At 58.2% G+C, this 25,466-nt stretch carries 21 protein-coding genes and 4 pseudogenes; 11 read left to right on the top strand and 14 right to left on the bottom strand.

Translation table 11 applies throughout. From position 1 onward, the window contains the following. Positions 1 to 170: 170 nt before the first annotated feature. From QA643_RS28685 to QA643_RS28670, 4 genes are all read right to left on the bottom strand, one after another. The gene (locus tag QA643_RS28685) at positions 171 to 353 is read right to left on the bottom strand and encodes a hypothetical protein (protein ID WP_283029019.1); all 183 of its coding nucleotides are present in this window, start codon (positions 351 to 353) and stop codon (positions 171 to 173) included. A gap of 141 nt (positions 354 to 494) precedes the next feature. Further along, positions 495 to 2,117 carry an RNA polymerase factor sigma-54 gene (gene rpoN, locus QA643_RS28680; protein ID WP_283029018.1) on the bottom strand — a complete coding sequence of 541 codons (1,623 nt, stop codon included), beginning with the start codon at positions 2,115 to 2,117 and terminating at the stop codon, positions 495 to 497. A gap of 267 nt (positions 2,118 to 2,384) precedes the next feature. Further along, positions 2,385 to 2,597 (bottom strand): hypothetical protein, encoded by a 213-nt coding sequence (locus QA643_RS28675; protein WP_283029017.1) that lies wholly within the window; start codon positions 2,595 to 2,597, stop codon positions 2,385 to 2,387. Between the two features lie 58 nt (positions 2,598 to 2,655). Then, positions 2,656 to 3,168 (bottom strand): hypothetical protein, encoded by a 513-nt coding sequence (locus tag QA643_RS28670; protein WP_283029016.1) that lies wholly within the window; start codon positions 3,166 to 3,168, stop codon positions 2,656 to 2,658. Between the two features lie 655 nt (positions 3,169 to 3,823). Here QA643_RS28670 and QA643_RS28665 point away from each other — a divergent pair. Continuing rightward, positions 3,824 to 4,057 carry a hypothetical protein gene (locus tag QA643_RS28665; protein ID WP_283029015.1) on the top strand — a complete coding sequence of 78 codons (234 nt, stop codon included), beginning with the start codon at positions 3,824 to 3,826 and terminating at the stop codon, positions 4,055 to 4,057. Here QA643_RS28665 and QA643_RS28660 read toward each other — a convergent pair. Together QA643_RS28660 and QA643_RS28655 are read right to left on the bottom strand one after the other, a co-directional pair. Then, on the bottom strand, positions 4,052 to 4,258 hold the full coding sequence (locus tag QA643_RS28660; RefSeq protein ID WP_283035109.1) for a hypothetical protein: 207 nt from the start codon (positions 4,256 to 4,258) through the stop codon (positions 4,052 to 4,054). The two genes, QA643_RS28665 and QA643_RS28660, sit on opposite strands and share 6 nt — an antisense overlap. Positions 4,259 to 4,377: 119 nt before the next feature. Continuing rightward, positions 4,378 to 4,704 (bottom strand): substrate-binding domain-containing protein, encoded by a 327-nt coding sequence (locus QA643_RS28655; protein ID WP_283029014.1) that lies wholly within the window; start codon positions 4,702 to 4,704, stop codon positions 4,378 to 4,380. A gap of 1,607 nt (positions 4,705 to 6,311) precedes the next feature. Here QA643_RS28655 and QA643_RS28650 point away from each other — a divergent pair. The 5 genes and pseudogenes from QA643_RS28650 to QA643_RS28630 form a co-directional block, all read left to right on the top strand. Beyond that, a pseudogene (locus tag QA643_RS28650) lies at positions 6,312 to 6,445 on the top strand (IS110 family transposase); the annotation flags it as partial. Positions 6,446 to 6,553: 108 nt separating this feature from the next. Then, complete coding sequence (locus tag QA643_RS28645) at positions 6,554 to 6,805, top strand: hypothetical protein (protein ID WP_283029013.1); 252 nt, start codon at positions 6,554 to 6,556, stop codon at positions 6,803 to 6,805. Next, on the top strand, positions 6,802 to 7,272 hold the full coding sequence (locus QA643_RS28640) for a hypothetical protein (RefSeq protein WP_283029012.1): 471 nt from the start codon (positions 6,802 to 6,804) through the stop codon (positions 7,270 to 7,272). The genes QA643_RS28645 and QA643_RS28640 overlap by 4 nt, the downstream gene beginning before the upstream one ends. Positions 7,273 to 7,890: 618 nt before the next feature. Beyond that, entirely contained in the window at positions 7,891 to 8,154 is a 264-nt protein-coding gene (locus QA643_RS28635) for a hypothetical protein (RefSeq protein ID WP_283029011.1), read from the top strand. Positions 8,155 to 8,451: 297 nt separating this feature from the next. Beyond that, a pseudogene (locus QA643_RS28630) lies at positions 8,452 to 9,758 on the top strand (IS701 family transposase). A gap of 306 nt (positions 9,759 to 10,064) precedes the next feature. On the opposite strand, the pseudogene QA643_RS28625 reads toward QA643_RS28630, so the two are convergent. Both QA643_RS28625 and QA643_RS28620 read right to left on the bottom strand, forming a co-directional pair. Further along, positions 10,065 to 10,316, bottom strand: a pseudogene (locus QA643_RS28625) (IS110 family transposase); the annotation flags it as partial. Position 10,317: 1 nt separating this feature from the next. Further along, the gene (locus tag QA643_RS28620; protein WP_283035108.1) at positions 10,318 to 10,635 is read right to left on the bottom strand and encodes a hypothetical protein; all 318 of its coding nucleotides are present in this window, start codon (positions 10,633 to 10,635) and stop codon (positions 10,318 to 10,320) included. A gap of 1,152 nt (positions 10,636 to 11,787) precedes the next feature. On the opposite strand from QA643_RS28620, the gene QA643_RS28615 reads away from it, so the two are divergent. Together QA643_RS28615 and nodU are read left to right on the top strand one after the other, a co-directional pair. Further along, positions 11,788 to 12,717 (top strand): TauD/TfdA family dioxygenase, encoded by a 930-nt coding sequence (locus QA643_RS28615; protein ID WP_283029010.1) that lies wholly within the window; start codon positions 11,788 to 11,790, stop codon positions 12,715 to 12,717. A gap of 625 nt (positions 12,718 to 13,342) precedes the next feature. Continuing rightward, positions 13,343 to 15,019, top strand: a complete 1,677-nt coding sequence (gene nodU / locus QA643_RS28610; protein WP_283029009.1) for a nodulation protein NodU — start codon at positions 13,343 to 13,345, stop codon at positions 15,017 to 15,019. A gap of 290 nt (positions 15,020 to 15,309) precedes the next feature. On the opposite strand, the gene QA643_RS28605 is transcribed toward nodU, so the two are convergent. The 3 genes from QA643_RS28605 to QA643_RS28595 all read right to left on the bottom strand — a co-directional run bounded on the left by QA643_RS28605 (position 15,310) and on the right by QA643_RS28595 (position 18,992). Continuing rightward, a complete protein-coding gene (locus tag QA643_RS28605; RefSeq protein ID WP_283029008.1) occupies positions 15,310 to 15,444 on the bottom strand; it encodes a hypothetical protein in 135 nt (44 codons plus the stop codon). A gap of 948 nt (positions 15,445 to 16,392) precedes the next feature. Continuing rightward, a complete protein-coding gene (locus QA643_RS28600) occupies positions 16,393 to 16,608 on the bottom strand; it encodes a hypothetical protein (protein WP_283029007.1) in 216 nt (71 codons plus the stop codon). A 467-nt stretch (positions 16,609 to 17,075) separates the two neighbouring features. Next, positions 17,076 to 18,992, bottom strand: a complete 1,917-nt coding sequence (locus QA643_RS28595) for an MBL fold metallo-hydrolase (RefSeq protein WP_283029006.1) — start codon at positions 18,990 to 18,992, stop codon at positions 17,076 to 17,078. Positions 18,993 to 19,827: 835 nt separating this feature from the next. Here QA643_RS28595 and QA643_RS28590 point away from each other — a divergent pair. Genes QA643_RS28590 through QA643_RS28580 form a run of 3 tightly spaced genes read left to right on the top strand, consistent with a single transcriptional unit; the run spans position 19,828 to position 21,867 of the window. After that, entirely contained in the window at positions 19,828 to 20,394 is a 567-nt protein-coding gene (locus QA643_RS28590; protein ID WP_283029005.1) for a hypothetical protein, read from the top strand. Positions 20,395 to 20,401: 7 nt separating this feature from the next. Next, a complete protein-coding gene (locus tag QA643_RS28585) occupies positions 20,402 to 21,538 on the top strand; it encodes an extracellular solute-binding protein (RefSeq protein WP_283034962.1) in 1,137 nt (378 codons plus the stop codon). A 17-nt stretch (positions 21,539 to 21,555) separates the two neighbouring features. Then, a complete protein-coding gene (locus tag QA643_RS28580) occupies positions 21,556 to 21,867 on the top strand; it encodes a hypothetical protein (RefSeq protein ID WP_283029004.1) in 312 nt (103 codons plus the stop codon). A 720-nt stretch (positions 21,868 to 22,587) separates the two neighbouring features. On the opposite strand, the gene QA643_RS28575 is transcribed toward QA643_RS28580, so the two are convergent. The 3 genes and pseudogenes from QA643_RS28575 to QA643_RS28565 form a co-directional block, all read right to left on the bottom strand. Next, on the bottom strand, positions 22,588 to 23,460 hold the full coding sequence (locus QA643_RS28575) for a phosphonopyruvate hydrolase (RefSeq protein WP_283029003.1): 873 nt from the start codon (positions 23,458 to 23,460) through the stop codon (positions 22,588 to 22,590). An 11-nt stretch (positions 23,461 to 23,471) separates the two neighbouring features. Further along, positions 23,472 to 24,671 carry a pyridoxal phosphate-dependent aminotransferase gene (locus QA643_RS28570; protein ID WP_283029002.1) on the bottom strand — a complete coding sequence of 400 codons (1,200 nt, stop codon included), beginning with the start codon at positions 24,669 to 24,671 and terminating at the stop codon, positions 23,472 to 23,474. 393 nt (positions 24,672 to 25,064) lie between these two features. After that, positions 25,065 to 25,357, bottom strand: a pseudogene (locus QA643_RS28565) (IS66 family transposase); the annotation flags it as partial. Positions 25,358 to 25,466: the final 109 nt, after the last annotated feature.

Below are 25,466 nucleotides of genomic sequence, written 5' to 3'. Positions count from 1 at the left end.
CGTCGACGATTGTTGTCGTCGTCAATTCGATGCTGGTGTTTCGTGTTCAACCAAGACTTCACGTTCCGACCCGACACTCGGCGGATGTACTACTTGCGGCGCTGCCTCGCACGGGTTCGGCGCGCTTCAGAAACGCGAATCCTATGACAATCAGCGATATGGCCGACGGGTCAGGCCGCCGGCGTTACCCGGGTTTGTGCTGCGACCGACCGCATGAGGAACAGGCCGGCGATAATCATCATGACGAAGGCAAGCGGCAGCAGGAAAAAGAGCACCCGCGCAACTCCAGCAAGGAGTTCGGGGTGACGTTTTTCGCTCATCGCGTTCACGACAGAGATGAGTATGGCGAGCATGAGCCGAGCCGGCGTTAGCCCCTGGCGGCAAGTTCAAAAGCGACTACAACGTGGTTCTCCCGGCTCGCGCTTCTGCCGTGTTGATTGCGCCCCCGAGTGGCGGAATCCGCATGGATCAATCGCCATTCGACGCGAACGCAGTCAGTCGGAGGGAGCATCGAAGGACCGGTCCGGGGAAGAAGCAGGTGCTAAAAGGGCATTGCCAAGCATGCTTTGCTTATCGCGGCGGCGCTGCACCGAGGAAGGAATGCGCATGGCCTCGCGGTATTTTGCGACCGTGCGGCGGGCAATATCAATGCCGGATGCGCGCAATCGTTCCACGATGGTATCGTCGGAAAGGATCGCACTCGGCGCCTCCGCATCGATCAGCTGCTTGATGTGGTGACGCACCGCCTCCGCCGAATGCGCTTCGCCGCCGTCGGCCGACGCAATCGAGGCGGTGAAGAAATATTTCAGCTCGAACGTGCCACGGTTGGTCGCCATATATTTGTTGGCGGTGACGCGCGACACCGTCGATTCGTGCATCTGGATGGCGTCCGCCACTGCTTTCAGATTGAGCGGCCGCAAATGCGCCACGCCGTGGGTGAAGAAGCCGTCCTGCTGACGGACGATTTCGGTGGCCACCTTGAGAATTGTGCGGGCGCGCTGATCATGCGCGCGCACCAGCCAGGTGGCGTTCTGCAGGCAGTCGCTGAAATAGGATTTGTCGCCGTCCTTGCGGATCGTCTTCGACAATTCGGTGTAATAGACCTGATTGACCAGCACCCGCGGCAGAGTGTCGCTGTTGAGCTCGACATGCCAGCCGCCATTGGGACCGGGCCGCACATAGACATCGGGCACCATGGTCTGGGTGCGCGCCGAGCCGAAACGCAGGCCGGGCTTCGGATTGAGGCGGCGGATCTCGCCGATCATGTCCGTGATGTCTTCATCATCGACGCCGCACAATTTGCGCAAGCCAGCAATGTCGCGCTTCGCAAGCGGATCGAGATTTTCCACCAGCGCCTGCATGGCGGGGTCGTAACAGTTGAGTTCGCGAAGCTGAATCGCGAGGCACTCGCTTAAGTTCCGCGCGCAGACGCCGGGCGGATCAAATTTATGCAACACTGCGAGCACGGCATCGACGTCAGCCTGCGAGGCGCCGAGGCGCTCGGCGGCCTGGCCGAGATCCGGCGGCAGGTAGCCATCATCGTCGACGAGGTCGATAAGATACTGCCCGATCATGCGCTCTGCCGGCGCACTGAAGGCGACGGCGAGCTGTTCGCCAAGATGACTGGCAAGCGTGACCTCGGCGGCGACGAAGGCTTCCAAATTGTAATCGTCGTCGTTGGAGGCGCCCCCGCCCCATTCGGTGTACGCGGCGCGCGGCGCCGCCTCCGCGGGCTCTTCGGAAAATACATTGTCGAGCGGGGTATCGAGCGTCTGCTCGATCTCGGCGCGGCTGCCGAGGTCGCGGTTCAGCCACTCCTCCTGGCCGGACTCAAAACCCTCTCCCGGGCCCGCGCTCATGTCGGAGGCATCGCTGCCGCCATCCTCGCCATCGCCGGAATCGGCGAAGTCGGCGCTCTCGGCGGCCGGCTCGCCCGCGACCGGCGGTTCGGGCCCGTCGCTAGCCCGTTCCAGCAGCGGATTGCGCTCCAGTTCCTCCTCGACGAAGGCCGACAAATTGAGATTCGACAATTGCAGCAGCTTGATCGCCTGTATCAATTGCGGCGTCATTACCAGCGAGTGCGACTGGCGGAACTCTAATCTCTGAACGTGGGGCATGTTGGCAACAACGATCTATAAAAGTTCACGGGAGGCCCGCTCCGGACCTGCTGGAAACGGTCAGCCCTTGTCTGCAAGGGTTTTACCTAGCGGTCAGCGAAATCGACGAACTGGCCAGGACACCAATTCCGATTACACTTCTTCTTTGTGCTCCTGGGGGATGTTTTTGCGGATTCGCACATCAGTCGCCATGACAAACCTTCTCACCCTTGTAGTTGGCCTGGGCCTGTAGCAAGGGCGGGAGCAAATCCTGTCTCACCGCCTGCTTTAGCTCGTCATCGAAATCCTCCAACCACTTTCCGACGCCGGTATTGCCAGCTCGACAAGCTCGCTCGTGCGATCCTTCTCGCCGCTCTCATAATAATACTGAGCAACGGGCTCATAGCACATAAACTTGTAGTCCTCATCACGTTGCGGAGGATTCAGTGCCAAGATGCGCTCGAAGAAGTCCTTGCCGATCGCAAAGCGCTCGGCAGACACTCTAGCACCAAGGCGAATGCGCGTGGGCCGCGGCAAGAGTCATCGCTTCGTCTCCAATTCACATTTGAAATTCGGCGTTGTACCCGAACCATTGTAGATAAGGCTCGGGGGCGTCCGATTGTAGAGATGCTCGAGCGAATTGAAAGGCGGCGACTTGGGGGTGCAAGGCGGGCCGCACGTGCACGTCTTTCAGACGAGGGGCAAACCGGACTCCATAAACTGTTCCCTCGGCTAGATGGCCGCGCAGGTCGACGCATACAGTCTTGCCAATGGGAATCGGTCCGACCGGCCCGAGACGGTTTCCATGAGCATCATCGACGAAAAAATACGCCTCGTTTTCCGCCGTATGATTGCGCATACAAACAGCTTCTAGTGCAGATGCCGGTTGGGCATGGCACAATAAGCTCAAGCCAACACCAAGGATTGGGGCGCCTCGACCTAGCCATCGAAGATACTTCCAAATATTGCATGCTCCCCGCGTCGCTGATCTGGTTTCACAGAGCTGGGTTAAGTCGAGTTTTGCCGCGGCATTGTCATTGATCGCGTCGATCAGTCGCTGGATCAGCGTCAATTTGGTCTCTGCACTTCGTTGTGAGGAGGACTTCGAAAAAAGCCGACACTCGTAGTTGTTCGCCTCACCTGTTGCAATAGGATGGCTCGTACTTGGGCCGGGCAGTGTGTTTGACATTTCGTCAGCTGCTGGGATCGGCATGGCTCTTTGATAGCTCCATTGCAAGTCATTGTCGGCGAGAAATGACGTCACGATGGATTACTCTGCATCGTTTTCTCCATTCCCTCCGACGATCCGATCGAGAGCTTGTCCGTCTTCTCGGGACCATCGTTCGTCTTACGCGCTCGCGCCTAAGGCTATCGCACAATGCGTGCCACGCGCGCGCGCGCGAAAAAGCCTTTAGATACAAGCGGTCACCCGCGCCGGCCATGTCGCACATTCAACATTATCGCGCATCGGACACCGTCAAACGGCACTGATGTTTTCTGCGGCGGCGCGAAGCGCACGGCTCGTGTGCGTGCCGTTCCCCGCTCTTTGTGGTAGAGCGTTGATTCCAAAGTCCCTGCCAGAGCTAATCTGAGGACACACGACGCAACCCCTCAAATCACCGTGCAGAGCCACTCTAGGCGGCAGTCTTATTTCCGCCTGATAACCCATTTGGATTGAGGACGCGCGATACGTCTATCTTCCTTATAGAGGATGGGTGAGATCTCGATTGGATACCGCTACCACCGCGCTCCCACGCGCGGTTATAGACGAGGTTTGCAAGAGAGTGTCCCGGTACGAGACCGGTGCCCCCATACATGTCGCCTTGAAGATCTTGGAAGCCGCCGGCAGAGGTGAGACGCCGCCGCACCGCCTCGAACAGATTTTCGTGGATTTCGCAGGCGACACCATCGACGGTCTTACCCCGCAGCGGGCTGCTCACGATCGTCTCCGCCGCTCATGATCGGGCGAAATCGCTGCTCACCATCACTGAAATATCCAAGCTAAACACGGCGGCTGTGAAAAAAAACTGTCGCCAGGGGCAGGACGACCGCAGAGAGTGTGCGTCCGCCTCCGAGAGAGGCGAGAAGGCCCCCGGGGCCGTTCGGGCCACCAGCAGATAAAAACTGAATACGGTTAGCAGCAGCGCGATGATCGTGGCCATCGCCTCAGTCCAAGCGAGTGCCAGATCCAAGCCGAAAGGCTCCGCATGCGCGTCGACCATCGCGCGCGACGACCGAATGAGTTTCCGGCGTTTTGAAGAAAGCCTGGCGAAGGCATGTGTCATTTGGCTGTGGGGGCGCAAATCTTGACCAGCACGCTGCCCTGCAGAATCGGGACCAAAAGCTCCCTCGTCACCAGACGACGCGAACGACTGGCGCCGTCGGCCGAGAGGAACATTTGAAATGACACGCCTTGGGTGAGCTGGCTAAGCAACAGTCCACTTGCGCCAAAGCTCAATTCGGCCTTTTCCTTGAGCGACGCTGCAATCTCCTTCGCCGGCTCGTTGAAGTTCGCGGCGACCGCCACTTTGATGTTTGCAGCCTTTACATCTCCGAGCATACGAGGAATCAGGGTTGCATTGATCAGGATTAATCGGACGAGTCTCATATGATAGCTCCTGGGCGGAAGCGCTGCCACTGCTGTGGCCGCGGGGTCTCTTCGCTGCTCATCCTAGCAATTTGCGTGCCGCTCGCGGTATCTGATTCGCAAAGTGCTTGAGAGAGTGAAGCACTTTAGACTTCAGCGTGCCTTCTGGGGTGGCGCTGTCGGGTTCCGACATCACCGTCTTCAACCAGACACGCTCGTATTACAAAATGCAGGGCTGACGTAATTCCAATCAGCGCTTGTCTTGGCTTGAACGACTGCTCGCGGCTGATTAAGGCGGTGTCGGGGTCTAATGCCACCCATGCACGCTTCGCGTTAAAGACTGCGGTTGAATTGTGATAGGCGGGTTCGACGTGGACAACTCATAAGCGCTATCATGCAGCACAAGCTGCAGCACCCGCGAATGATTTCATAGTCGTCCTCGACGAGTCACAGCTCAGCGACTTTCGCTCGTGGACTCGCAATCTGCATCGTTTCGTCGAGGTCCACGTTCCACCTAGTCGCTCTATGTCGAATAACCGTCCCGCAGCACAACAGACTTGGATCTAAGGATCTACGCCAAGGGCAAATTGCTTGCCGCGCCAATTCCCCTTGGCTGCAGCGCCTGCCTATAATAGGTCGGTGGCATCCCCGAATCGCAGATGATCTCTTGCACGGATCACTACCTGAGGCCGCGCAATGTGAAAAATACTTTGTCACTATGAAGACATAGGCAGACATGATAGGGCGGTCTCGGAGCGAGTGCGGTGGGGCCCGCTTCGGCTCCAGTCGGAGGAATAGAGTGCCCTGAGCCGTGCTTGAGTGCTTGTGGATGGCATCCCCCTCACAAAAGCTTCCTGCATTGCGTTGAACTGAACCTCCTCCGAATGAGTCGACATCGGTCGTAGGCTCAGAGAGCCCTGAAGGTATCGAATGTCAGAACGTCAACGTCGATCGTCCACAGAGGACTACAAACACCGTTGAACTGGCGGTATCGAGCGGTCGATCGCTCGGGGCTGCTGCCAAGGAGCTCCGTCTGCGCAACTCGGTGCTGCGACGCTGGGTGAACAAGTTCCAGCAGGAGCCGGCATCGGCGGCTTGGCGCCCACCACGCAGCCGCCGATGCCGGCGGACCAGGCTTCGGAGATCGCCCGGCGGCGCGCCAGGAGAACGAACGGCTGCGCATGGAGCGCAACATTTTAAAAAACTGTTTAGCGCCGTGGTGCGCCTGCGCGGACTAGAAACAGGCTTGTGCTATCCTCGGACTGGGAGGGTAGCCGCCGCTCGATCATGGGAGGCACAATCCGCTTTAAAAAACATGGTCCATGGGTGCATGCGAACTTGAGAGTGGTGACGTCGCCCTGGCGGCGATCCCGATTAGGAAGATGACCAGTAGCATAGCCCGGACCCTCCCGCCATCAATGACCGCAGGATTGCTATGCGTAAAAGAACGATCGGCAACTGACCAGAACTGAAGCCGCTCAACATCGGGGCTGCCGCTATCGACATTGGATCAAAGATGCACATCGCGGTGAACCCCGTACACCGAAGAGGCTGTGCGCTCTTTAGGCACATTTGCGCAAGACCTGCATCGTCTGGCGGACTGGTTCAAGGCGTGCAGTGTGACGAGTGTCGCAATGCAATCTACCGGGGTTTATTGGATTCCCGCCTATGAGATCCTGGAGCAACGCGGCTTTGAGGTAATTCGGGTCAATGCGCGTTTGCGCAAGAACGTGCCGGGCGCGAGACCGATCTCAGCGATGCCGCGTGATTGCGGGAGCTCCACTACTATGGCCGGTTACGCGGCAGCTTCCGACCTGATGCCCACTGCAACGCTGCGCGCGCCGCTTCGACGTCTTGCTGCCAATAGGCATTGGCGCATCACGAAGTGCCGCTGGTGCACCAGCCGAGAAAAGCAATCCAATATGGCTTCTCGATCGACCTGCTGGGCGCGGTGATCGAAAAGGTCACCTCGCAATGGTTCGGGGAATCTGGCCGCGAATGTGTTGAGTACAAAGACAAGGAGTCGAGTCGTTTGCAGATGCGTTACCTGGTGCTAGCCAGCCGTCTCACGGCGTTGAACGGGACGAATGCTTTTCGGCCGATATTGCAAGTTTGCCGGTGAAGGCGCCACTGGTGCCGTGGACCTCGAGAGGCTTCTATTTTGGCGGAGGCTCCGGCATCACCCATGTCGCTGATCCCTACGGGCCGTCGATCTATGACGATGACATCCGTGCACCGAAGGCCCTCATCGGCGGCCAGCTTGGCTACAACTTGCAGCATGCCGGATCACCATGGGTGTTCGGGCTCCAAGCCAACCTGTCCGCTGTCGACGCCGACGGCACCAACACCTGCCTTGCTTATTCCGGCCCCGCATCCGGCAGGATGCGATGGGCACCATTACCGGCCGGTTCGGCCAGACCTTCGGGCCTGCCGGTCACTCGCTGGCCTACTGAAAGGCGGCGCCGCGTTTCTGGCAAGTCGTCTTCGATGCCGACCAAACTTTTGCAATGGCCGGACGCCTTGCTGTGCAGCGGGGATGGACAATCGGCCTCGGTGTCGAGCACTCTCTGGCACCGGCCTGGTCGATGAAGCTGGAATACGACTATGCCAATTTTGAAAGCGGCGAGGTTGCGACGCCGCCCAGCGCTCGTCAGACGGTGCCGCTCGATCAAGGGCCTGGTCAAGACCCCCAGCCTGTCGACGAGAGTCCGGCAGGACAGCCATGTCTTCAAACTGGGCGTAAACTATCGCCCTGGTGCGCATCGCGCGGTTGGGACAACCAGCCCGTCGCGTCACCGACGGCGCCGTTGGCGGGGTGGTCGGCGGACCTCGGTACGCGCTACGGGTACAGCAGCGGTCGGTTTCACAACGATCTCCGGCGCACCAATCATTGGCTGGATACCGCGCGGAATTCACGCCTTACCTATGTGAGCACGGGCACTCTGGCGAGGTGTTCGGCCGGGTCGATAGTCCGGCCGAGGTGTTCCTGAAAGGCTTCGCCGGCGGTGGCAGGCTGACATCTGGTCATATGAACGATGAGGATTGGCTTGCCTCCCCCATGGGGTACTCCAACACATACCAGGGCAGGGTCAAGCCAACGATTTCCTACGCCACTGGACATCGGATCCACCCTGCCGGAGATGCGGGCGCGGCACTAGGGGCGTTCGCAGGCTATAATTTCTATCGCGATCGCAAGGACGCCTATGGATGCGCCCAGATTGCTATCCCGGCTTGGCGGCTTGCGCCTCTCCAGAGCCGACCACCGAGCTTGCACTATCGCAATCCGAAGACTGGCATTCCCTGCGCATCGGCGTGAACGGCATGATCACGATTGCTCCCGGGCTCAGGCTCACGGCCGATATGGCCTATTTGCCCTACGTCTCCGTTTCCGGGCTCGATACCCACCATCAGCGGCAAGCGCGGTTCCGGAAAGCGGCACCGGGCACGGCATGCAGCTCGAAGCCGTGCTGACCTATGACGTGACCGAGCGCTTCACCGTCGGCGTCGGCGGCCGCTTCTGGTCGATGTGGGCTACCGATATCCTCACTAGGCTCATTGGCAGTCCGATGCCGCCGCAAACCTCCCGATCCGCGCCGAACGGCTTGGTACGTTCCTTCAGATGTCCTACAAATTTTAGGAGTGTCGAAAAGAATGATGGGTACGAGCCCGGAAACGGAGACCTAGTCTTACTGAGTCAGAGTGTCGCGGCCTTTGTCGACAGGAATCATATATTTGAGAAGACTCACTTTTCAGCGTGGAGAGGCTGAGATGGGTCTGACCAAATCGGGGGGGGGGGTAGCGTCGCGGTTTTCGGCATATGTTGAGGGCCTTGCGAGCGTGATCGGGCACGCGGGCCGAGCCAAACCGCTTCGCGATTATTGCACCGGTCTGATGATGCCTTGCGATCGCAAGAGTGTCGAGCCGATGGCGGCGATCACGGCTCCTGAGCGGACAGCAGCGCAACATCAGTCGTTGTTGCATTTTGTCGGTCAAGGTGACTGGTCGGACCAGCAAGTGTTGGCCAAGGTCCGTGAGTTAGTGCTGCCGGGCATCGAACGCTGCGGGCCGATCGAAGCGTGGATCATCGATGATACGGGCTTTCCCAAGAAGGGGCGGCATTCGGTCGGCGTTGCGCGGCAATATTGCGGCCAGTTGGGCAAGCAAGACAATTGTCAGGTGGCCGTATCTCTTTCGCTTGCGAACCATCATGCGAGCTTGCCGGTGGCCTATCGGCTCTATCTCCCAAAGGAGTGGGTGACGGACCGTGCACGTCGGCGCAAAGCCGGAGTTCCCAAGGAAATCACCTTCAGGACCAAGCCGGAAATTGCACTTGATCACTTGCGCTGGGCCTGTGCGGTGGGCATGCCGCGCGGTGTGGTACTGATGGACGGCGGCTACGGCACCGACACCGCTCTGCGTGGGAGTATTACCGAATTGGGCCTGAGCTATGTGGCCGTCATCTTGCCACAAACCTCGGTATGGGCGCCCGGAACTGGACCGCGGCCAGCGAAGAAATGGTCGGGGAAAGGACGACCTCCAAAGCTGCTACGGCGTAATAGCAAACACCGACCGATTTCGGTCAAGGAGCTTGCGATCGTTCTGCCAACGCATGCTTGGCACAAGATCACGTGGCGTGAGGGTACGGCAGAACCGTTGTCTTCGCGTTTTGCCCGTGTGCGCGTCCGTCCGGCACATCGAGATTACTGGCTCGCCGAAAGCCGGCCCGAGGAATGGCTGCTGATCGAATGGCCAGAGGGCGAGGCAGCACCAACCAAATATTGGTTTTCAACGCTTGCGGCCAACATTGGATTTCGTCAGCTGGTCGATATTGCCAAGCTGCGCTGGCGCATCGAGCGCGACTACCACGAACTCAAACAGGAGGTTGGCCTTGGTCACTTCGAGGGGCGAAGCTGGCGTGGCTTCCACCACCACGCAACGTTGTGCATTGCCGCCTACGGATTCTAGTCTCCGAGCGAGAGACGATTCCCCCCTCAGAAACAGCCGCCACCAAGCTCTTCAAGGAAGCTGCTATTCCCGAAACCTATCGGCCGAGGGGATCCGCCATTGCGGCCTGAACGGCACGTTCCGAATTCGATTGCGACCGTCCGACGAAGATTGAGCGCTGCGCTCGTCGTCACACTATCTCGATGCCCTTGTTGCATCAGGGTAATCTCAAGTCAAAGTGGCTATCGAAATTTATGACACAGTAAGACTAGTAGCGCCTTCGCGCCGGCAGATCGCGCAGCCTGGGTCGGTAACGCCGTCAGCTCGCACAGCCCCTCACATCCTTGCGGTGCCAGATCCCAAGTTTCACTCAGCGCTGCCCGCAAGAAGTTCGCCGCCATCGTCCGCTGCCATACCAGCAAGGTGGTACGCGTATTATGAACCGCCAGCATTTGCCTGTTGCTCGATGCTCTTCACTGGAACAAAGCGCACGTCGGCCCGCTCACCGCCTCGCAAACCACTTCTGCATCTCGGCCGTCGGTCTTGTTGAGCTTGACGTAGGGCTTCACATAAGCCGACGGCATCAGCCGCGCCTCATAGCCATAGCACCTGATCACTCGGACCCAATGATGCGCGTTGCCGCAGGGATCCATTCCAACTAGGCACGGCGGCAACTGCCCAAAAAACTTCTCACAGCCGCCGACATCCGATCGCCAGGATTCGACCTGGATACTGCTTGGCGAACCTCGCCAGCTCTCGAAATACCAGGCGAACAGCGGCTGCGTGCAATGCCCGACGCAGATTTCCCTCCTGAAGAATGTCGAGAATCGTGCGCTTGCCTGCGCATGATCCGGTGATGCACGAACCGAAGCCGTCCCCATATTTCGGCTCTCGATGCTGGATGAGGCAGCCTCCCGCCTTGCCGGAACCTGTCGGGCCGGGTCCGTGTCTGCCGTGGTCGTGTCTGAAGTTCAGATCGAGGCAGAAGCTGAGAATGTCAGAAGGCATGAGAGAAGATCTCATACTGGTCGGGCTCGGTCCCCATGCCCGGGCGAAGTACATTCCTTGATTGACGACGCCGTGGCCAGGAAATTGGACGTGATGGAGTCACAGGGAACATGATGTTCTCGCCTCATGCCGCGACGTCAATCGGCTGATTGACCGCAGTGCGGAAGGTCTTCCAGCCGTGGAATTCCAGTTATTTGTTCCGACGCTATAAAGGCCAGAACATTATCGCAGAACGACGGCAGCAGGTCTGCGCGATACGCCACTTAAACTCTTCGTGCAGTCGGTTGATGACATTCGTCGTTTCGAACGCTCTTCCGCTGGTTTGGCGGCCGTCGCGTGAAGGTGAAGATCTGCTCGCCATCGACGGTGGTATCTTGGACATCAGCTCGAAGACGAAGGCCAGGGCAAGCTTTAGGCTGTATTCAACCAGCGTCTTTCGCGCGCAGATCCGGTCCCAAGAGCAGGGCCAGCGCGGATGCACGGTCTTTCCTTCGTGCCCGAAGTCGAGAGCCATCAGCAAGGGCAGGGGCGTCAGCCTTATGAGTTCGGCATCAAGACTATTTTCCAGCTGTGACGTCGCGCCGACCTAGGATCAAGTGAGATCAACCCACCGAGAAAGGTAGGTGCGCAGGCAATGGAGACATGTAACACCAGCCGCCAGCGAACAGAGACGATATGAAGCAAGCCATAACGATCGACCACGAGCCAGCGAGAGGCGCTGACCTTGATGCCCGACCAAAGGCTATACGTTGGAAAATTTTGGAAGTGCTGGCAAATTCGAGTTGTCGCCCGTCTGCTAAGAATAAATCCGTCCGCGATCATCGATCCCGCGGCTGCTTGGGGCAGCAGAGACGTTCGTTGTCAGCACAAGAAAGAGTTTCGGTTATCAAGAATGTGGGCTGCGTTGTCTGGGCTCCTGAATGGCATTCTTACAGGCAACTGCTCTCACTCAGCGCGATCACGTTTCTATTCTGAGTGCAGATTTCGGAGGTCGATCATCCGTGCGACATTCAGTAAGACGCTCAAGAGGCTGGCGACACACGATAGCCGAATTTCATGTTCGATCGATCAGTTACAACGCCATCAATGCGTTTCGTGCAACAGCTGAATTGCCTTGTCAGGCGAAAAAACGCGACATAGGAGAATGGCGCCATGAGTGAAATGGCGTTGATCGATAATGTCATTCCGCGCACAGATGTCGTCAAACGTGCGGCGCGCATCGGCGCCGAAGTCAGGAATTTCAAACTGTCGAGCGATTTGTCGGACCAGACCATCGCTGCGATCAACCGTCTGCTGCTTGAGCACAAGGTTATCTTCTTCCGCGACCAGGATCATCTCGACGACGCCGAGCAGGAGCGCTTTGCTCTTCGTTTTGGAAAGCCTGTGCCGCCTCTGGTGCTCGGTACTACCAAGGGAACGATGTCGATCCTCGAGATTGATTCCGCACGTGGAGGTATCCGGACTGACAATTGGCACATCGATTCGTCCTGCCTGGATGCCTATCCCAAGATTGCGGTGCTGCGAGGAGTTGTGATCCCACCAGTCGGCGGCGACACGGTGTGGTCAAACACCGCGGCCGCATATCTCGACTTGCCGCCGCCGCTGCAACGGCTTGCCAACGACCTCTGGGCTGTTCATAGCAACCTGTTCGACTTCGCCGTAATGGCCTGCCCTAGCGAAGCCGATAAGAAGCTTTATGGCGAGATCCTGACCAGAGCGAGGGTCGAAACCGAGCATCCCGTCGTACGTGTCCACCCCAAGACAGGCGAGCGCACGCTGGTGCTCGGCTCTTATGTGAAACATTTTGTTGATGTCCCGAAGTATGACGGCCAGAGGCTATTCGATTTATTCGAGTCTCATATCACCGCGCCGGAAAACACTGTACGCTGGAACTGGAAGCAGGGCGATGTCGCTATCTGGGATAACCGCGCCACGGTGCATTATGCGGCCAAGGATTACGGCGACCAGCGTCGCGTCGTTCGTCGCGCGGCCATCGAGGGCGAGGTCCCCGTCAGCGTCGACGGCCGGTGCAGTGTAACGCGTGTCAAGCTCATCAAGCAGCCGCCCGCGAATGTCATCTAGCGCGTTCGCAAATCTGAAGGAGAGCTGTCGGATGCGGACGCTGCTGCTACGCGCGCGCTCGCTGCTTGCAGTAATCTGCAGCCAGACTGACCCACACATGGCGAGGCGATGTGGCTTCGTCTTCCCTGCCAGTCTCGTCTACCAAGCCATAGCCTAGGCGCCCTTGGAACAGACTGAAATCCATTACCGGGGGCACGCTCAGAAAGCCTCTGCGACTCGCAGGAATTTCATAAGCGTTATTGTGTAAGGATCGGTTCCGAATGGAATTGCAGCCTATAGGTCAGCTGAGCGGGATGTGCGAGGGCCATCATCTCGCCGTCGTGCGAGCGTGCTCTCACAGTGAGTTGCGGTGCGCATGACACCCAGCTCAAACAAGAGAATGCTCCGACACAGAGTGGGGACGGGGCTTCCTTGAACCACCCTCGAGCGTGATGAGTTGCGTAAGAGGACCGGTGCAAGGGCGCGTGCACGCGTTGCGCGTCCGCCGAACACCCTCCCGACACATAGGTGTCCGAGGCAGACACCAAAGTGGGGTCGATCAACGAAGACTACTTGCTCGCACGCTTTCAGGGGCAGGGTCGATCCTCGATTCGATCGAGTTGCCCGCGCTAGACATGGAGGCACTATGCGCATTTGCGGTATGAAACTGACGCATGACGGAGCAATCGCTCTTGTCGAGGACGGACGCCTTGTCTTTTGTGTCGAGCAGGAGAAGCGGAGCAACAATCCGCGGTACCAAGCTATTGACAACCTCGACGCAATTGTTGTCGCTTTGGCTGAACATGGTCTATATCCGCGGGACGTTGATCAGTTCGTCATCGACGGCTGGCACGGGGAGGTCGAATCGCAATTTCAGGTCCTCAGTGGTGCGGCTCCTATCACGCTCAAAGCGGCGCCGTATCTTGAAACCCACGCCGAAGGTGTGCTCACTTCGCGCGATGGCTTTGGCCTAATGCTCGACGACAGGCTCTTCCCTTATAAAAGCTATCCCCACGTTACAGGGCATGTGGCGTCCGCATATTGCACCAGCCCCTTTGCCAGCGCCGGACAACCCGCCTTGTGCTTGGTGTGGGACGGCGGTATGTTTCCACGTCTATTTTCCATAGAACGGCGCGGCGCGCGGTTCCTTGAATGCCTCTTCCCGATGAGAGGCCATGCCTATGGTGTCGCGGGCCATCGCTTCGGACCGTATAAGCAGGCGAACCCCACCATTTTTGACCCGGGTGTTGCCGGCAAGATGATGGCTTACATTGCGCTCGGGACTGTTGACGAAAATATCGTGGCGCTGTTTCAGGAGCTGTACGAGGAGCGCATGGCGAGCGATGCGCAGCTTGCCCGAAGTTACCGTGCGGACATCAATAACGCAGAGTCTGCACGTGCGGCTATGAACGACTTCTTCGACGCCAGTAGGCTCAGCTTGAGGTCCAAGCGGCCCGAAGATGTACTTGCATCGTTTCATGTATTCGTCGAGCGTCTCCTCCTGCGGGAGATTGCGATTGCTTCGCGACGCCATTCGCGTTTTCCGGGATCGCGCAACTTGTGTATAGCCGGCGGCTGCGGTCTCAATATCAAATGGAATAGCGCAGTACGTGCTACCGGCCTGTTCGATGCTGTCTGGGTGCCGCCATTTCCGAACGATAGTGGTTCGGCAATCGGTGCCGCTTGCTCTGCACTGGCGGCGGACAAAGGTTTCGTGTCGCTGGAATGGTCGGTCTACAGTGGCCCGAGACTGCTGGGCAGCGAAGTGCCGCCCGAATGGGGGGCCACGCCGTGTGATATGCGTGAACTTGCGACCATCCTCGCCGGCGACAAGCCCGTGATATTCCTTACCGGGCGTGCCGAGCTTGGACCACGGGCGCTGGGTGGCAGAAGCATTCTAGCAGCCGCCACATCGTCGCGAATGAAAGATTATCTCAACGACATCAAACTCCGCGAACACTTTCGGCCAGTAGCGCCAATATGTCTAGAGGATCGTGCGCCGGATATTTTCAGCCCGGGAACGCCGGATCCTTACATGCTCTTCGATCATCAGACACGGGCCGAATGGCGGGAGAAAATCCCCGCGGTTGTGCATGTCGACGGGTCTGCCCGATTGCAGACTATTTCCAGAACCTCTCAGCATAAGGTGGCTGAGCTTCTCGTCGAATACGAAAAACTCACGGGCATTCCGCTGCTGTGCAATACGAGTGCCAACCGCCATGGGCGCGGGTTCTTCCCGGATGCGGCAGCGGCCTGCCAGTGGGGACGCGTTGAACACATATGGTGTGACGGCTTACTCTGGACCAAGAGGCTAGTAACTTAGCGATCCTTCGCCGAGGAGCTTCTTTCAGTCTACGTGGATGTTCATCCCAGCAATCGAACTTACCGATTTTAATAAGTCCTATGGCGACGATACCGTATCGACGGGCTGTCATTCGCCGTTGCGCCTGCAGAGTGCTGCCCACCTACTTGCATCAATAATCCGGGCAGGAGCACGCTATGGTATCGGCATGGAATGGCCCCCGCAGTCAAAAATAACGATGCCCTGCGAGCTGTTGCCGCTACGCGCTCGTTTAGCCGCATGTGCATCGGCGATGTTCTGCAGTTTGAGAACTATGACGCGGGCTCGACCAGCATCACGACATCGGCTTCGAGCCGTTCACCACGGGCCTCGATTTTGAACCGCTGATCGAGCACGAAGCCTTCGATAAGAACTGGCTGCGGTAGTTGTATCCTAAGAACAGTCAAGGCCTCTCCCCATCAATGCTCGCGCTCTAGGTGAGACGGGTGAACCGGTATGAGTTCGTCACTATCGCCGAATTGGTGAAACCGGTGACGCAGGCGATGACGGGGAGCGTGTGAGTGGCGAGCTCTATCCACCCTTGGAGCCAGGTTATCTACGTAAGCTATTCCCCTCGATCTGCGCATGAGATCGCCTAACGGCGTCGGCCGTCGCAAAAGCTCGGATCACCTTCGACCTCGGCGTAGACGGCGCTGGTATGTGCAGATATGTCAGCATCATGCGCAACGAAACTGTCTCGAACGCGGATCGCTAGCCAACCAGACACGATTATTTGCAGTGCGCTGTGCCCTTGGCACGACAACTTATTGCAACGAATTCATCGACGACCGACCCGTTAGGAACTACTCCACGCGCTTCGAAGGGACGCGAATCGATTCAATTTCCCAGTCGACCATAGTCGCACCCACCTTCGGGAGGAAGCCGGATTGCCTCCAAGGGAACGGCGTTCTAACATCATGCTAACGAGCGGCCCGACCGTAACGAACGTGTCGCCCCTGGCGCGTTCATCGGGTTCGGATACCTGAAATCCGGGTCTCCCCCGTGCCCATATGTTCGGCGGTCAAGGAGCCAGACAGAGCTCACGTTCTCGGAGCCCGCGACAGTCGCAGCTAATAGCCGATACCGCTTCCAATCGGGAGGACCGAAAGCGCTGGTAACCGCGGATTGGACGAGGTTATCTCGACCGCGTCGACAAATGCCAAAACGGTGTCTGCCGCACGCTCGGGATTTGGTGCGTGCGGCATTACGACCAGCCCTCCTTGTTGACGGCGACATTCTGCCCACCCAGCTGTGGCGGTTTCTAGTGGATCACCGACCGATGCTTCTCTCGGGCCGCCGGCACACATTGGATCGATGATCTCGCTCTCATACCAACAAGAGAAATGCGCCAGCACCTATATGCGGCTCTCGGTGCCAACGCGAGCAAAGAACTCGCCGTGGCCGCCGAGCTCTTCCGCTCTCAGATTCGCGCGGCCGTCAAAGTCGCCAACATTGCTGAAACTTGCACCAACTGCTTCGCGGCCAAGTTGAATTACTCCTTCCGCCTGCCCCTTCAGAAGGGCCGTCTGCGGCCTCAGAAAAATAAAGATGCATTCCCACCAATCCAGCATTGCTCGAGCCAGCAGAGCACTCTTTTAGTGCGAAGTGAGGGTCTCGGTGCTCTCATCAATTTCGACGTTGGGACATAGTGAGCGCACCTGCAAGCATCTCGTTGCAACTCGACCAGAGCCGACCGAAAGGTCGAGGTGCAATGCCCATCCATATGGCTTCGAGCGGTGACCCGGCAGACGAGTAAGCAGCGTGTGAAAACGAAACTCCCGGAAGTCATCTCTGCTCGTGCCGTACTTGAGTACTCGCGATTCGATTGGCTAGCGATCTGATTGATGTGCAGCCAGCGGTCAGTTCTGCGCTCACCCAATGCAAGACTTTACCCGCGCTCCGACGCATTGGGACGCTTCGCTACTGGGCACCATTCGGAATCCTTCACCTCGGGGTATCCGGCCGCAGAACTATGTGGTTCGCCCTGGCCGGAGGGTCCACATCACAAGCTCCCGGCAAGTCCACAAACCGTTTGAAATCACGTGAGCCTCGACAACAAAACTACTTTCGAAAGGATCTCCTCATCTGGCAAGGTTGAGACCAGAGCTTCACAGACAGGCCCTTGCGATACATCGTCGATCAGAATCTCGGCGGTCATAAGCCTTCGCCGCGCATCCGCCTGAGACGGTGCAGTCGCCCCAAGCACTATTTCGCCTTGCTCCCCCGGTTGAAGCGTGATGCTTTCGAGCTTTTGATGCGATGACCACCCAAATGCCGTTAGGAGGCGAGCGCTGTAGACAGCCGTGCGTTCCAAGTTATTACGAATCCTGATCGTGTATGTGACCTCGCTGTTCGGGCGGGCTTCCGACAGATATGGCAGCATTCGCGCCCAGAATAGATCGATGAAAGTGTTTGCGGGTTCACCTACGATATCGCGAAAGGCTGCCTCCTTACGATCGATGTAGTCCGTGTATTCGGCGATCCTCGGGTGATTCATAGTGATCAGCTCTCCGTGCCCGGGGCATACGAGATCAGGCATTGTCGCCCGTATCACATTCGCGCAGTGGCGATGCATCTCCAACTGAAAGCTGTTGCGCATCACGGTAGACTGGATGGCGATCTCGCGATCAATACCGTCGGCTTCAGGATTGAAGAGAAACAGATTGTCCCCTCCAAACATGATTCGTTTGCCATCGATATTCCCCAACACAATCGCGTGGTATTCGGTTTGACCTGGGGCGTGATGAACCTCAAAATCAAATCCTCTCCAGTGAAATGCCTCACCATCATGGAGGATCCGTTGCACTTCAATCGGTTTGTGGAAGCAGCACGGCGTGCTTGCCCACGCAGCGGGGTTGGCAATGACCTCGGCGACACAATCGAGAGCCCAGCACTGCGTGCCGAAATGTCGTTGCAGGAACGGTATTCCGCAGGTATGGTCGTCATGAATGTGTGTGGGAATGACAAGCTCAATATCGCGCACTCCATAATCGCCCCGCAGCTGATCGATGTGATGCTGGACGAAACGCAGGACCTGCAATCCATCGTGATCGGCGGACGCATGGAGATGCCCCGCAGAGGCCAACCCGTAGTCAATCAGCATGGCGTGGCCACTTCCACTCAGCAGAATATAGAAATTAGAGCACGTGTATGGTCCGGCCCATAGTAGATGTTCCGTAATCGGCTGCAGCCTGCTCTCACGGATAGTCTGCCAGTCCTTCCAAGGGCTACGCCTGCCCGACGTAGCAAGCCTGCCTATACGAGCAAGTTTCTCAAGCCTCGATTCAAGCCTTTCAATATCCGCCTTCACCTCAGTGATCGAAGCCCCATGTGATGGATAGGCAGTCTCGACGTGCTCCTTCTTTAAAGCGAGGATCGATTGCATTGTAAACTCAATGCCAAGTAGATCGCCATAGTGATACTCCATTGCATGAAGCTGATAGAGTTTTCCGCCGCTTGTCATCAAATCGCCTGTAAAGGCGACTTTCTTGCCATCCACATCTGCGATCAGACTGACCATGCCGTATGTATGGCCCTTTGCCGGCAGAACGTGGAACTCGTACTCCTTCCAGACAAAAGTGCCGTAGTCTTCGAGAACGGCATCAACCAGAAGATTCTCCCCGAGCGAGAAGAACGTGTTGCTATCGTTGTAGTTGTCATAGATGCGCCGAGCCTCCCAATAAGCCTCCGCATTGTCGAACAGGTGGCGTTCGTATTCCGGCACGGCGATTCTTGCCCCGGCCTTCTGAACAATAGGCGTTCCCCAGCACTGATCCCTGTGGTGATGGGTATGTAGAACCCACTCGACTCGCTCGACACCGATAGCGGCGAGATGCTGCATAATAGCCCCGGATCCAGTATCGATTAGCAGGCACTCCATGCCACTTTTCAAAACGTAGACGTTACAAGTATCCCGAAATTCCCAAAGATTCTCGGAGCGCTGGATCAGAGACATTTCATTTCCTTTTCATGAGGATCCGCACCTCCGTGCCACCTGTATATTGGAGCGAGTAAGTCGCTGCCGTCGGCGATGATGCGGCGGAAGGTATCCTGCATCGCAGGTTCAGAAAGCGCGGATGCCATAGTTGCCGTAGATCATCATGCGAACGTTGCCGAGTGCCTTCACCCGTCCGGAGTCGAGATCGGCGTACACGTTCGGTACGATCACCAGCGGCACCGATCCGGCCCAGGCGCGTCGCGATCGCGCAGTTCGGCTGCGCGGACGGCCGCGGCTTTGATTTCAGAGGGGCGGACGACGTGGAGCCGTTCTGCAACTAGCGACAAAATAGAGTACCTGCGAAGTTCAAAGCAGAATTTTCGGCGAAACCTACCGCTCTCCGACGGACACACCAAATCCGGCCATCGTATTTTTGTATTGAACGATCGAAAGTTGCGACAAGTACGTCGCCGGGCGCGGTTTTCCTGCAGGCGCGCACCAACCGACGGCGGAAGGCGCACGTCAGGGTTGGTGCTGCGGTCGACCTGATAGCCGCGGTACGAGTGTCGGCGGGCGGGTGCCGACCGAATTCAGTCATTCGCTGTTGCTGCACGGCCTTGGCCGAGATAGTTCTCCTACGAGATGGCGGTCACCGATCTTCCAAGTCGTCTATCTTACTTACAAGAGCGATCCCCAGGATTCAGCCATAGATCTTATTCATCGCACTTACGTAAGCGAACATCGAATAATTCGATGATAATCATCCACCTGTAGTAATTGGAGTCTCTAAGGGACGCCGCGAGCACGTCCATATGGGGTAGGCAATCTGATTGCCGTGCTCCGCAAAGATTTCATGATGGAAGTCACGGTTATGACATCCGCATTGTTTGACAGTATCAGAAAGAATTACGGCCCGCCGTCCGTTCTGCGCGGTGTTTCGCTGTTGATACAGGATGGTGAATTCTTAACGGGTTATGGTCTGGAAGATAATAGTGCCGCTGGCGCTTCGATCTTCTCGGTGGTCAGTCCCTGGAACGATCGTTTCTGGCCGCTGATCGCGGTGCGCGATCAGTTGCTGATGCTGCCGCTCGGCATCCTGGCCTTCAAGAACGAAGAGGGCAGCGATGGTTACGGGCTGCTTATGGCCGCGCCCACTCTCGTCGTGCTGCGTCTCGTCGTCGTCTTTCTTGCCGCACAGAAATGTTTCGTCGAGGAACTAACGGTGTGGGGCGGTCAAGTGAAGAACTTCGAAAATCACCTACCAATTTCCGAAATCCAGAGAGCCCATCATGAGCCTGATCACCCGACGCCGCAATTTACTAAAAGCTTTCCTGGCTTTCCCGGCCCTGTTGGCAGCAACATCCTTGCGCGCGCAGTCGTCGATCAAGCTGCAGTCTTCCTATGCGACCAGCGCCTTTGATGCGCTGATGGCGCGCGCCGCCGAGATCTTCGCCGAGCACGGAACCGCGACCATATCCTTTCAGAAGCCCACACCGTTCAACAGCAATGAACTGTTGAAGCGCACGCTACTCCAGGCAGTTACCGGCGGCCTGCCGGACGTCTCGTTTCCCGCCAACAACCACGTGCTCCGGCTCGTCAGTGACGGCATCGCGCAGCCGCTTGACAATCTGGCCGCCACCGACACGGGCTGGGCAAGCGCCAAGGCCGATTCGGCCATCCGGCGCCTCGGCGAGGTTGACGGGCGGCTGTACGGCGTGCCGTTCCAGATCTCAGTGCCGGTGTGTATAGTCAACCTCGCGCTGGCCGAGCGCGCTGGCGCCAACCCCAAGGCGCTGCCCGAAGACTGGCCAGGTCTGCTCGATTTGGCCAAGCGCATCACCGCGCTCGGTGATGGCCTCGTCGGCGGGTTCTTCGATCTAGGCGGCGGAGATTGGACCTTCCAGGCGCTGATCACCGCGCAAGGCGGGCAGATGGCGACGCCCGACGGGCGCGACGTTGCCTTCGACGGGCCCGTGGGCATGGCGGCGATGGAGGTCCTACGTGGCTTCGGCGAGGCCGGCATGGTTGACATGACCCAGGCCCAAGCGCTGCAGGCGTTCGGCGCGGGGACAATCGGGGTGCTCGCCACCTCCAACAATGTGCTGACAGGGCTGGAGAAACAGGCTGCGGGCCGCTTCGCGATTGCCACCGTCCCGTGGCCGCTCACCGCTTCCGACGGTCGCGTGCCGGCCGGCGGACGCACGGGCGTCATTTTCACCAAGGATCCCGAGCGGCGGGCAGCGGCCTGGGCTTTCCTGCGGTTTATGTCCGGTCCCGAAATCCAGACCCTGGTGGTGAAGTCAACTGGGGCGATCCCCGTCGATCCGGAAGTGGTGAAGGGCGCCAAATTCCTCGGCGACTTCTACGCCCAAAATCCCAATCATCAGGCGGGATTGGCGCGAAGCCGACAGCTCGTGGGTTGGTACAGCTATCCAGGAGCTAATACGGTTCAGATCAGGGACCTGATGATCGACCAGCTGCGCCAAGTGGCCACCTTAAGAGCCACGCCCGGCCAAACGCTGAAGACCATGTCCCAAGCGGTGCGGGCTCTGCTGCCGCAGTAGTGATAACTCCATCCGAAATGACATTCAAATCCACGAGCATAAGCGAAATCCGTACCTTTGGCCTCGGTTCTCCCGCGCTTATCGTCGAAGATGTAAGACATGCTCGACCACTGGCCGAAGTTCTCGTGGCGGGTGGTCTGATCGCAATCCAGGTAACCCTTCGTACGCCAGCCGCGCTCGATGTCATTCGTGTGATGTTCGACATCCCTGATTGCCTGATCGGGGCTGGTACATTGGTGACCCCTCCAGACGGGCGGTCGGCCAAAGCAGCAGGGGGAGTTTTCGACGTGTTCCTATGGCACGACCGACCAATTGATCGCGGCTTGTGAAGCTGAGGAAATGCGCTTCTGCCAGGTATCGAGCAGGCCGATCGGAATGTGCTGCTCCGCGCGATAGTCCGTGACGCCCGCGCTCTGCCGCACTGAGACTGCGCTGCCTCAACGAAGACAAAAGCCCTTTGCAATCCGAGAGAAAGGAGACGTGCCATGCTCGCGCCGCTCACCACCTAGATTTTCGGCAGCTATTCCATGCCGAATGGCTGTTCGACTGCACCAAACGGTCAAGCGTCGACGGCAGGGCGTGGCGGGTCGCGCCACCTAGACGCGGCCCGCCGCGATGCTGCCCGCCCGCCGCCACTCTATGACCTAGAACGCGCCGGCCTCGACTTGGTGATTGACGGCGAGGCCCAGCGACCTGCATACGACCACTTACTTCTAGAGCCGCCTGGCTGGCGTCGACATCGAGACGCTCGGTGCTACCGCGGTACAAGAGATCAGAGATTTCTCGCAAACCCGCGCCGACCGTGCCCAAGACGGCAATTGGCAGCACATCCGCGCGCCGCGCATGATCGGCGAAATCCGTTGGCCCGGCCCGCTCAGCGCCGACGAGACCGTCTTCGCCAAGCGCCACACGAGCCGACCGCCGAAGGCGACGAATGTCGAATTTCTCAAGCCCCAAGGTGATCGCCTACGGAACAGACCTGCAACGTCTATGCCGAAATTGCTCACCTCGCTTCCACATCGCTTGTCCTGCTATTACCGGCGCCAAGCTCATGCGAGGAAAAGCTGCTCGTCAACCTTGACCTGATCCATCTGCTGCAGACGGAACAATTCCTCGACTGAGACGATGTCTTGGTTGATGTTGTGGACGCCGCGATCCTTCATAATTCGCGCGAAAACATCTTTCATTGCGGTGACCGATGCGCGGATCGCGTGATTGCCGTATATGACGACAGCGATCTTACCGAGTGCTTTAATGCGGTGCTCGTTCATTTCCGGATAGGCCGTCGGTATGATCACTATCGGCGCCTTGCCGTTCCAAGCGCGCACGAAGCTTTCCACTTCGTCTGGCGTCTTCTGCTTAGAGTGGATGAGGATCATGTCAGCGCCCGCGGCTTCATATGCCGCCGCTCGCTTTAGAGCTTCTTCTTCACCAAGTCCCGCGATCAACGCTTCTGTGCGGGCGATGACTAGAAAATCGGGATCGGTCCGCGTCGCAATCGAAGCTCTAAGTTTGCCCTGAAACTCCTCCACCCGAAGTAGTTCCTGACGGCCGCCGATGATGAGGCTCGTGACCTTCGGAAAGGTCTTGTCCTCAATGACAACTGCTGCCGCGCCGGCGCGCTGGTATTGTCGGATGGCGTGGATGACGTTGATGGCATTACCATAGCCTGTATCGATATCGGCGATAATCGGCAGAGAGGTGTGTTCGGCGATCGCCCGCAGCATGTCTAGATGCTGTGTCATCGAGATCAGGCTCATGTCCGGCAGTCCGTAAAGGGCCGAAAGTTCGAAACCGGAAGCCCACACACCGTCGAATCCGGCTTCTCCTGCGAGCCTCGCCGAAAGCGGACTATGAGCAGCCATGATGTGGAGAAGGCGCTTCTCGGCCATGCGGGCGCGGAGGCGTTTGGCAGGGGACATCAGGAAATCTTTCACGACAAGGCGGCGCAGGCGGCGATGATGCGGTCGCAGGCGCGAGTAAGGTCCTCGATCGACGAAGCGTAAGAAATGCGGATATAGGGCGAGGCCATAAAGCCGCTGCCGGGCACGACGGCCACGCCAAAGCCGTTAAGCAGATACATGGCAAAATCGTTGTCACTTTCGATCAGCTTGCCGTCCGGCGTTCGCTTGCCAATAACGCCTGCACAGGACGGGAAAACGTAGAAAGCACCATCCGGCACGCGGCACGCAAGCCCCTCGGCCTTATTCAGCTTGGCTACGACGAGGTCCCGCCGCTGCAGAAAGGCGCTCGCGAATTCCTCGATATAGTGCCGGCCGCCGGATAGCGCCTCGATGGCCGCATATTGCGAAATAGAGCTGGTATGAGACGAGATCTGGCTTTGGATCAGGTTCATGGCCTTAATTAATGCAAGAGGCCCCGCGCCGTAACCCACGCGCCAGCCAGTCATCGCGTCAGCCTTTGACACGCCGTTGACCGTCAGCGTGCGCTCATAGAGGTCTGGCGCGACCGCAGCCATGGTAGCGAATCCGGCGCCATAGATGAGCTTTTCATAGATGTCGTCGGAGAGCACATGAACACGGGCATGATGCCGCAGCACGACGGCGAGCCTGAGCAACTCATCTCGGCTATAGACCGCCCCGGTCGGATTGGACGGCGAATTAAGCATGAGCCACTTGGTGCGCGGCGTGATCGCGGCCTCTAAAGCTTCGGGCCGCAGTTTGAAACCATGAAATTCATCGCAGGCGACGAGAACCGCCTTGCCGCCGGCGAGCGCCACCATGTCGGGATAGGAGACCCAGCACGGCGTCGGGATCACCACTTCGTCGCCCGAATCGAGGCTGGCGAAGAGCGCGTTGAAAACGACCTGCTTGGCGCCACAGCCCACCGTGATCTGGTCGACGTCGTAATCGAGCCCGTGGTCGCGGCTGAAGCTCTCGCGGATCGCCTCCCGTAGCGGCTTGATCCCGGCTACGGGCGTGTATTTCGTCCGCCCGTCGCGGATTGCCCGAATACCGGCTTCGCGGACAACGGACGGCGTGTCGAAATTCGGTTCGCCCGCACTTAGCGTGATCACATCGACGCCCTGATCGCGCAGTTCAGCGGCACGCGCCGTCATGGCCTTGGTTTCAGAGGGGCGGACTACGCTGAGCCGTTCTGCAACGAGGGACAAGATAGAATACCTGCGAACCTTGAACTGAGGAATCTTTTCAAGGGCTTATACTCGCCCTCAAACAGGCTCACCAATCAGTTTATCGTATTTCTGAATGAAGTCTTCGAAAGTTGTGATATTTGAGTTTCTTCGCCGGGACATAGCTTCCTTGCAGACCCGGATGGCCCGGAACGTGAGGTAGGAAAAAAGTTCGGGGACGCTAATGCGTTCGAGGGCAAGACCGATTCTGAAGACGACACCCCGAACATGGGCACGGATGGACAAACTCCGGAAGACTTTTCAGCACTTGCCGGCGGCGCGCGGACAAGGTCAAGTACAATCTGTTCGAGGTGTGGCAATCTTGTCGCCTGCGCCGATGTTTCGCACTCTAGCAGCCAAGGAACGGTTATGGCGGCCACGCATTGTCGTCGTCTTGGCGACCACCCGTTCCGCCGCTAGGTCGTCGTGGCGTCGGCTTCCAACTCTTCGACGTCAGCGCCAACTGGTCGATCAGGCGCGATGATCGCTCCGATCGCTGGCCGTAGATCTGGCGCTCGAGATTGGCGATCCGTAGCTGCTGCTGGGCAATCAGGTGCGCTGTCTTCCGAAGCCTGTGCGCGGGCGATCGCGAGTTCTGCCGCGATCTCCAACGCCTTCGTGCACTCGACGACGAAGGCCTCTTTCAAGGCCGCAATGTCATCCGGAATCGCTCGCGCTCAACATCCATTGCGAAGCAGTGAATCACAGATTGCATGCGTTGTGACCCCCAAATGCCAGCAACCGCAAATTTCTTGTCCGCCCGCGCTCTGCGGCCGC

Origin of the sequence: Bradyrhizobium sp. CB3481 (assembly GCF_029714305.1) — a bacterium.
In the GTDB taxonomy this organism is placed as follows: domain Bacteria; phylum Pseudomonadota; class Alphaproteobacteria; order Rhizobiales; family Xanthobacteraceae; genus Bradyrhizobium.
Note: the sequence above shows the minus strand (reverse complement) of the source record. Positions and strands in the feature narration are given on the sequence as shown.

What these genes read in the sequence shown, in the direction of transcription:
- QA643_RS28575 (WP_283029003.1), bottom strand. Translation starts at nt 23,460, where the DNA reads ATGTCCCCTGCCAAACGCCTCCGCGCCCGCATGGCCGAGAAGCGCCTT.
- QA643_RS28685 (WP_283029019.1), bottom strand. Translation starts at nt 353, where the DNA reads ATGCTCGCCATACTCATCTCTGTCGTGAACGCGATGAGCGAAAAACGT.
- QA643_RS28580 (WP_283029004.1), top strand. Translation starts at nt 21,556, where the DNA reads ATGACATTCAAATCCACGAGCATAAGCGAAATCCGTACCTTTGGCCTC.
- QA643_RS28585 (WP_283034962.1), top strand. Translation starts at nt 20,402, where the DNA reads ATGGCGCGCGCCGCCGAGATCTTCGCCGAGCACGGAACCGCGACCATA.
- rpoN (WP_283029018.1), bottom strand. Translation starts at nt 2,117, where the DNA reads ATGCCCCACGTTCAGAGATTAGAGTTCCGCCAGTCGCACTCGCTGGTA.
- QA643_RS28655 (WP_283029014.1), bottom strand. Translation starts at nt 4,704, where the DNA reads ATGAGACTCGTCCGATTAATCCTGATCAATGCAACCCTGATTCCTCGT.
- QA643_RS28590 (WP_283029005.1), top strand. Translation starts at nt 19,828, where the DNA reads ATGATGGAAGTCACGGTTATGACATCCGCATTGTTTGACAGTATCAGA.
- QA643_RS28600 (WP_283029007.1), bottom strand. Translation starts at nt 16,608, where the DNA reads ATGCTGGATTGGTGGGAATGCATCTTTATTTTTCTGAGGCCGCAGACG.
- QA643_RS28595 (WP_283029006.1), bottom strand. Translation starts at nt 18,992, where the DNA reads ATGTCTCTGATCCAGCGCTCCGAGAATCTTTGGGAATTTCGGGATACT.
- QA643_RS28620 (WP_283035108.1), bottom strand. Translation starts at nt 10,635, where the DNA reads ATGCCTTCTGACATTCTCAGCTTCTGCCTCGATCTGAACTTCAGACAC.
- QA643_RS28660 (WP_283035109.1), bottom strand. Translation starts at nt 4,258, where the DNA reads ATGGCCACGATCATCGCGCTGCTGCTAACCGTATTCAGTTTTTATCTG.
- nodU (WP_283029009.1), top strand. Translation starts at nt 13,343, where the DNA reads ATGCGCATTTGCGGTATGAAACTGACGCATGACGGAGCAATCGCTCTT.
- QA643_RS28615 (WP_283029010.1), top strand. Translation starts at nt 11,788, where the DNA reads ATGAGTGAAATGGCGTTGATCGATAATGTCATTCCGCGCACAGATGTC.
- QA643_RS28635 (WP_283029011.1), top strand. Translation starts at nt 7,891, where the DNA reads ATGCGCCCAGATTGCTATCCCGGCTTGGCGGCTTGCGCCTCTCCAGAG.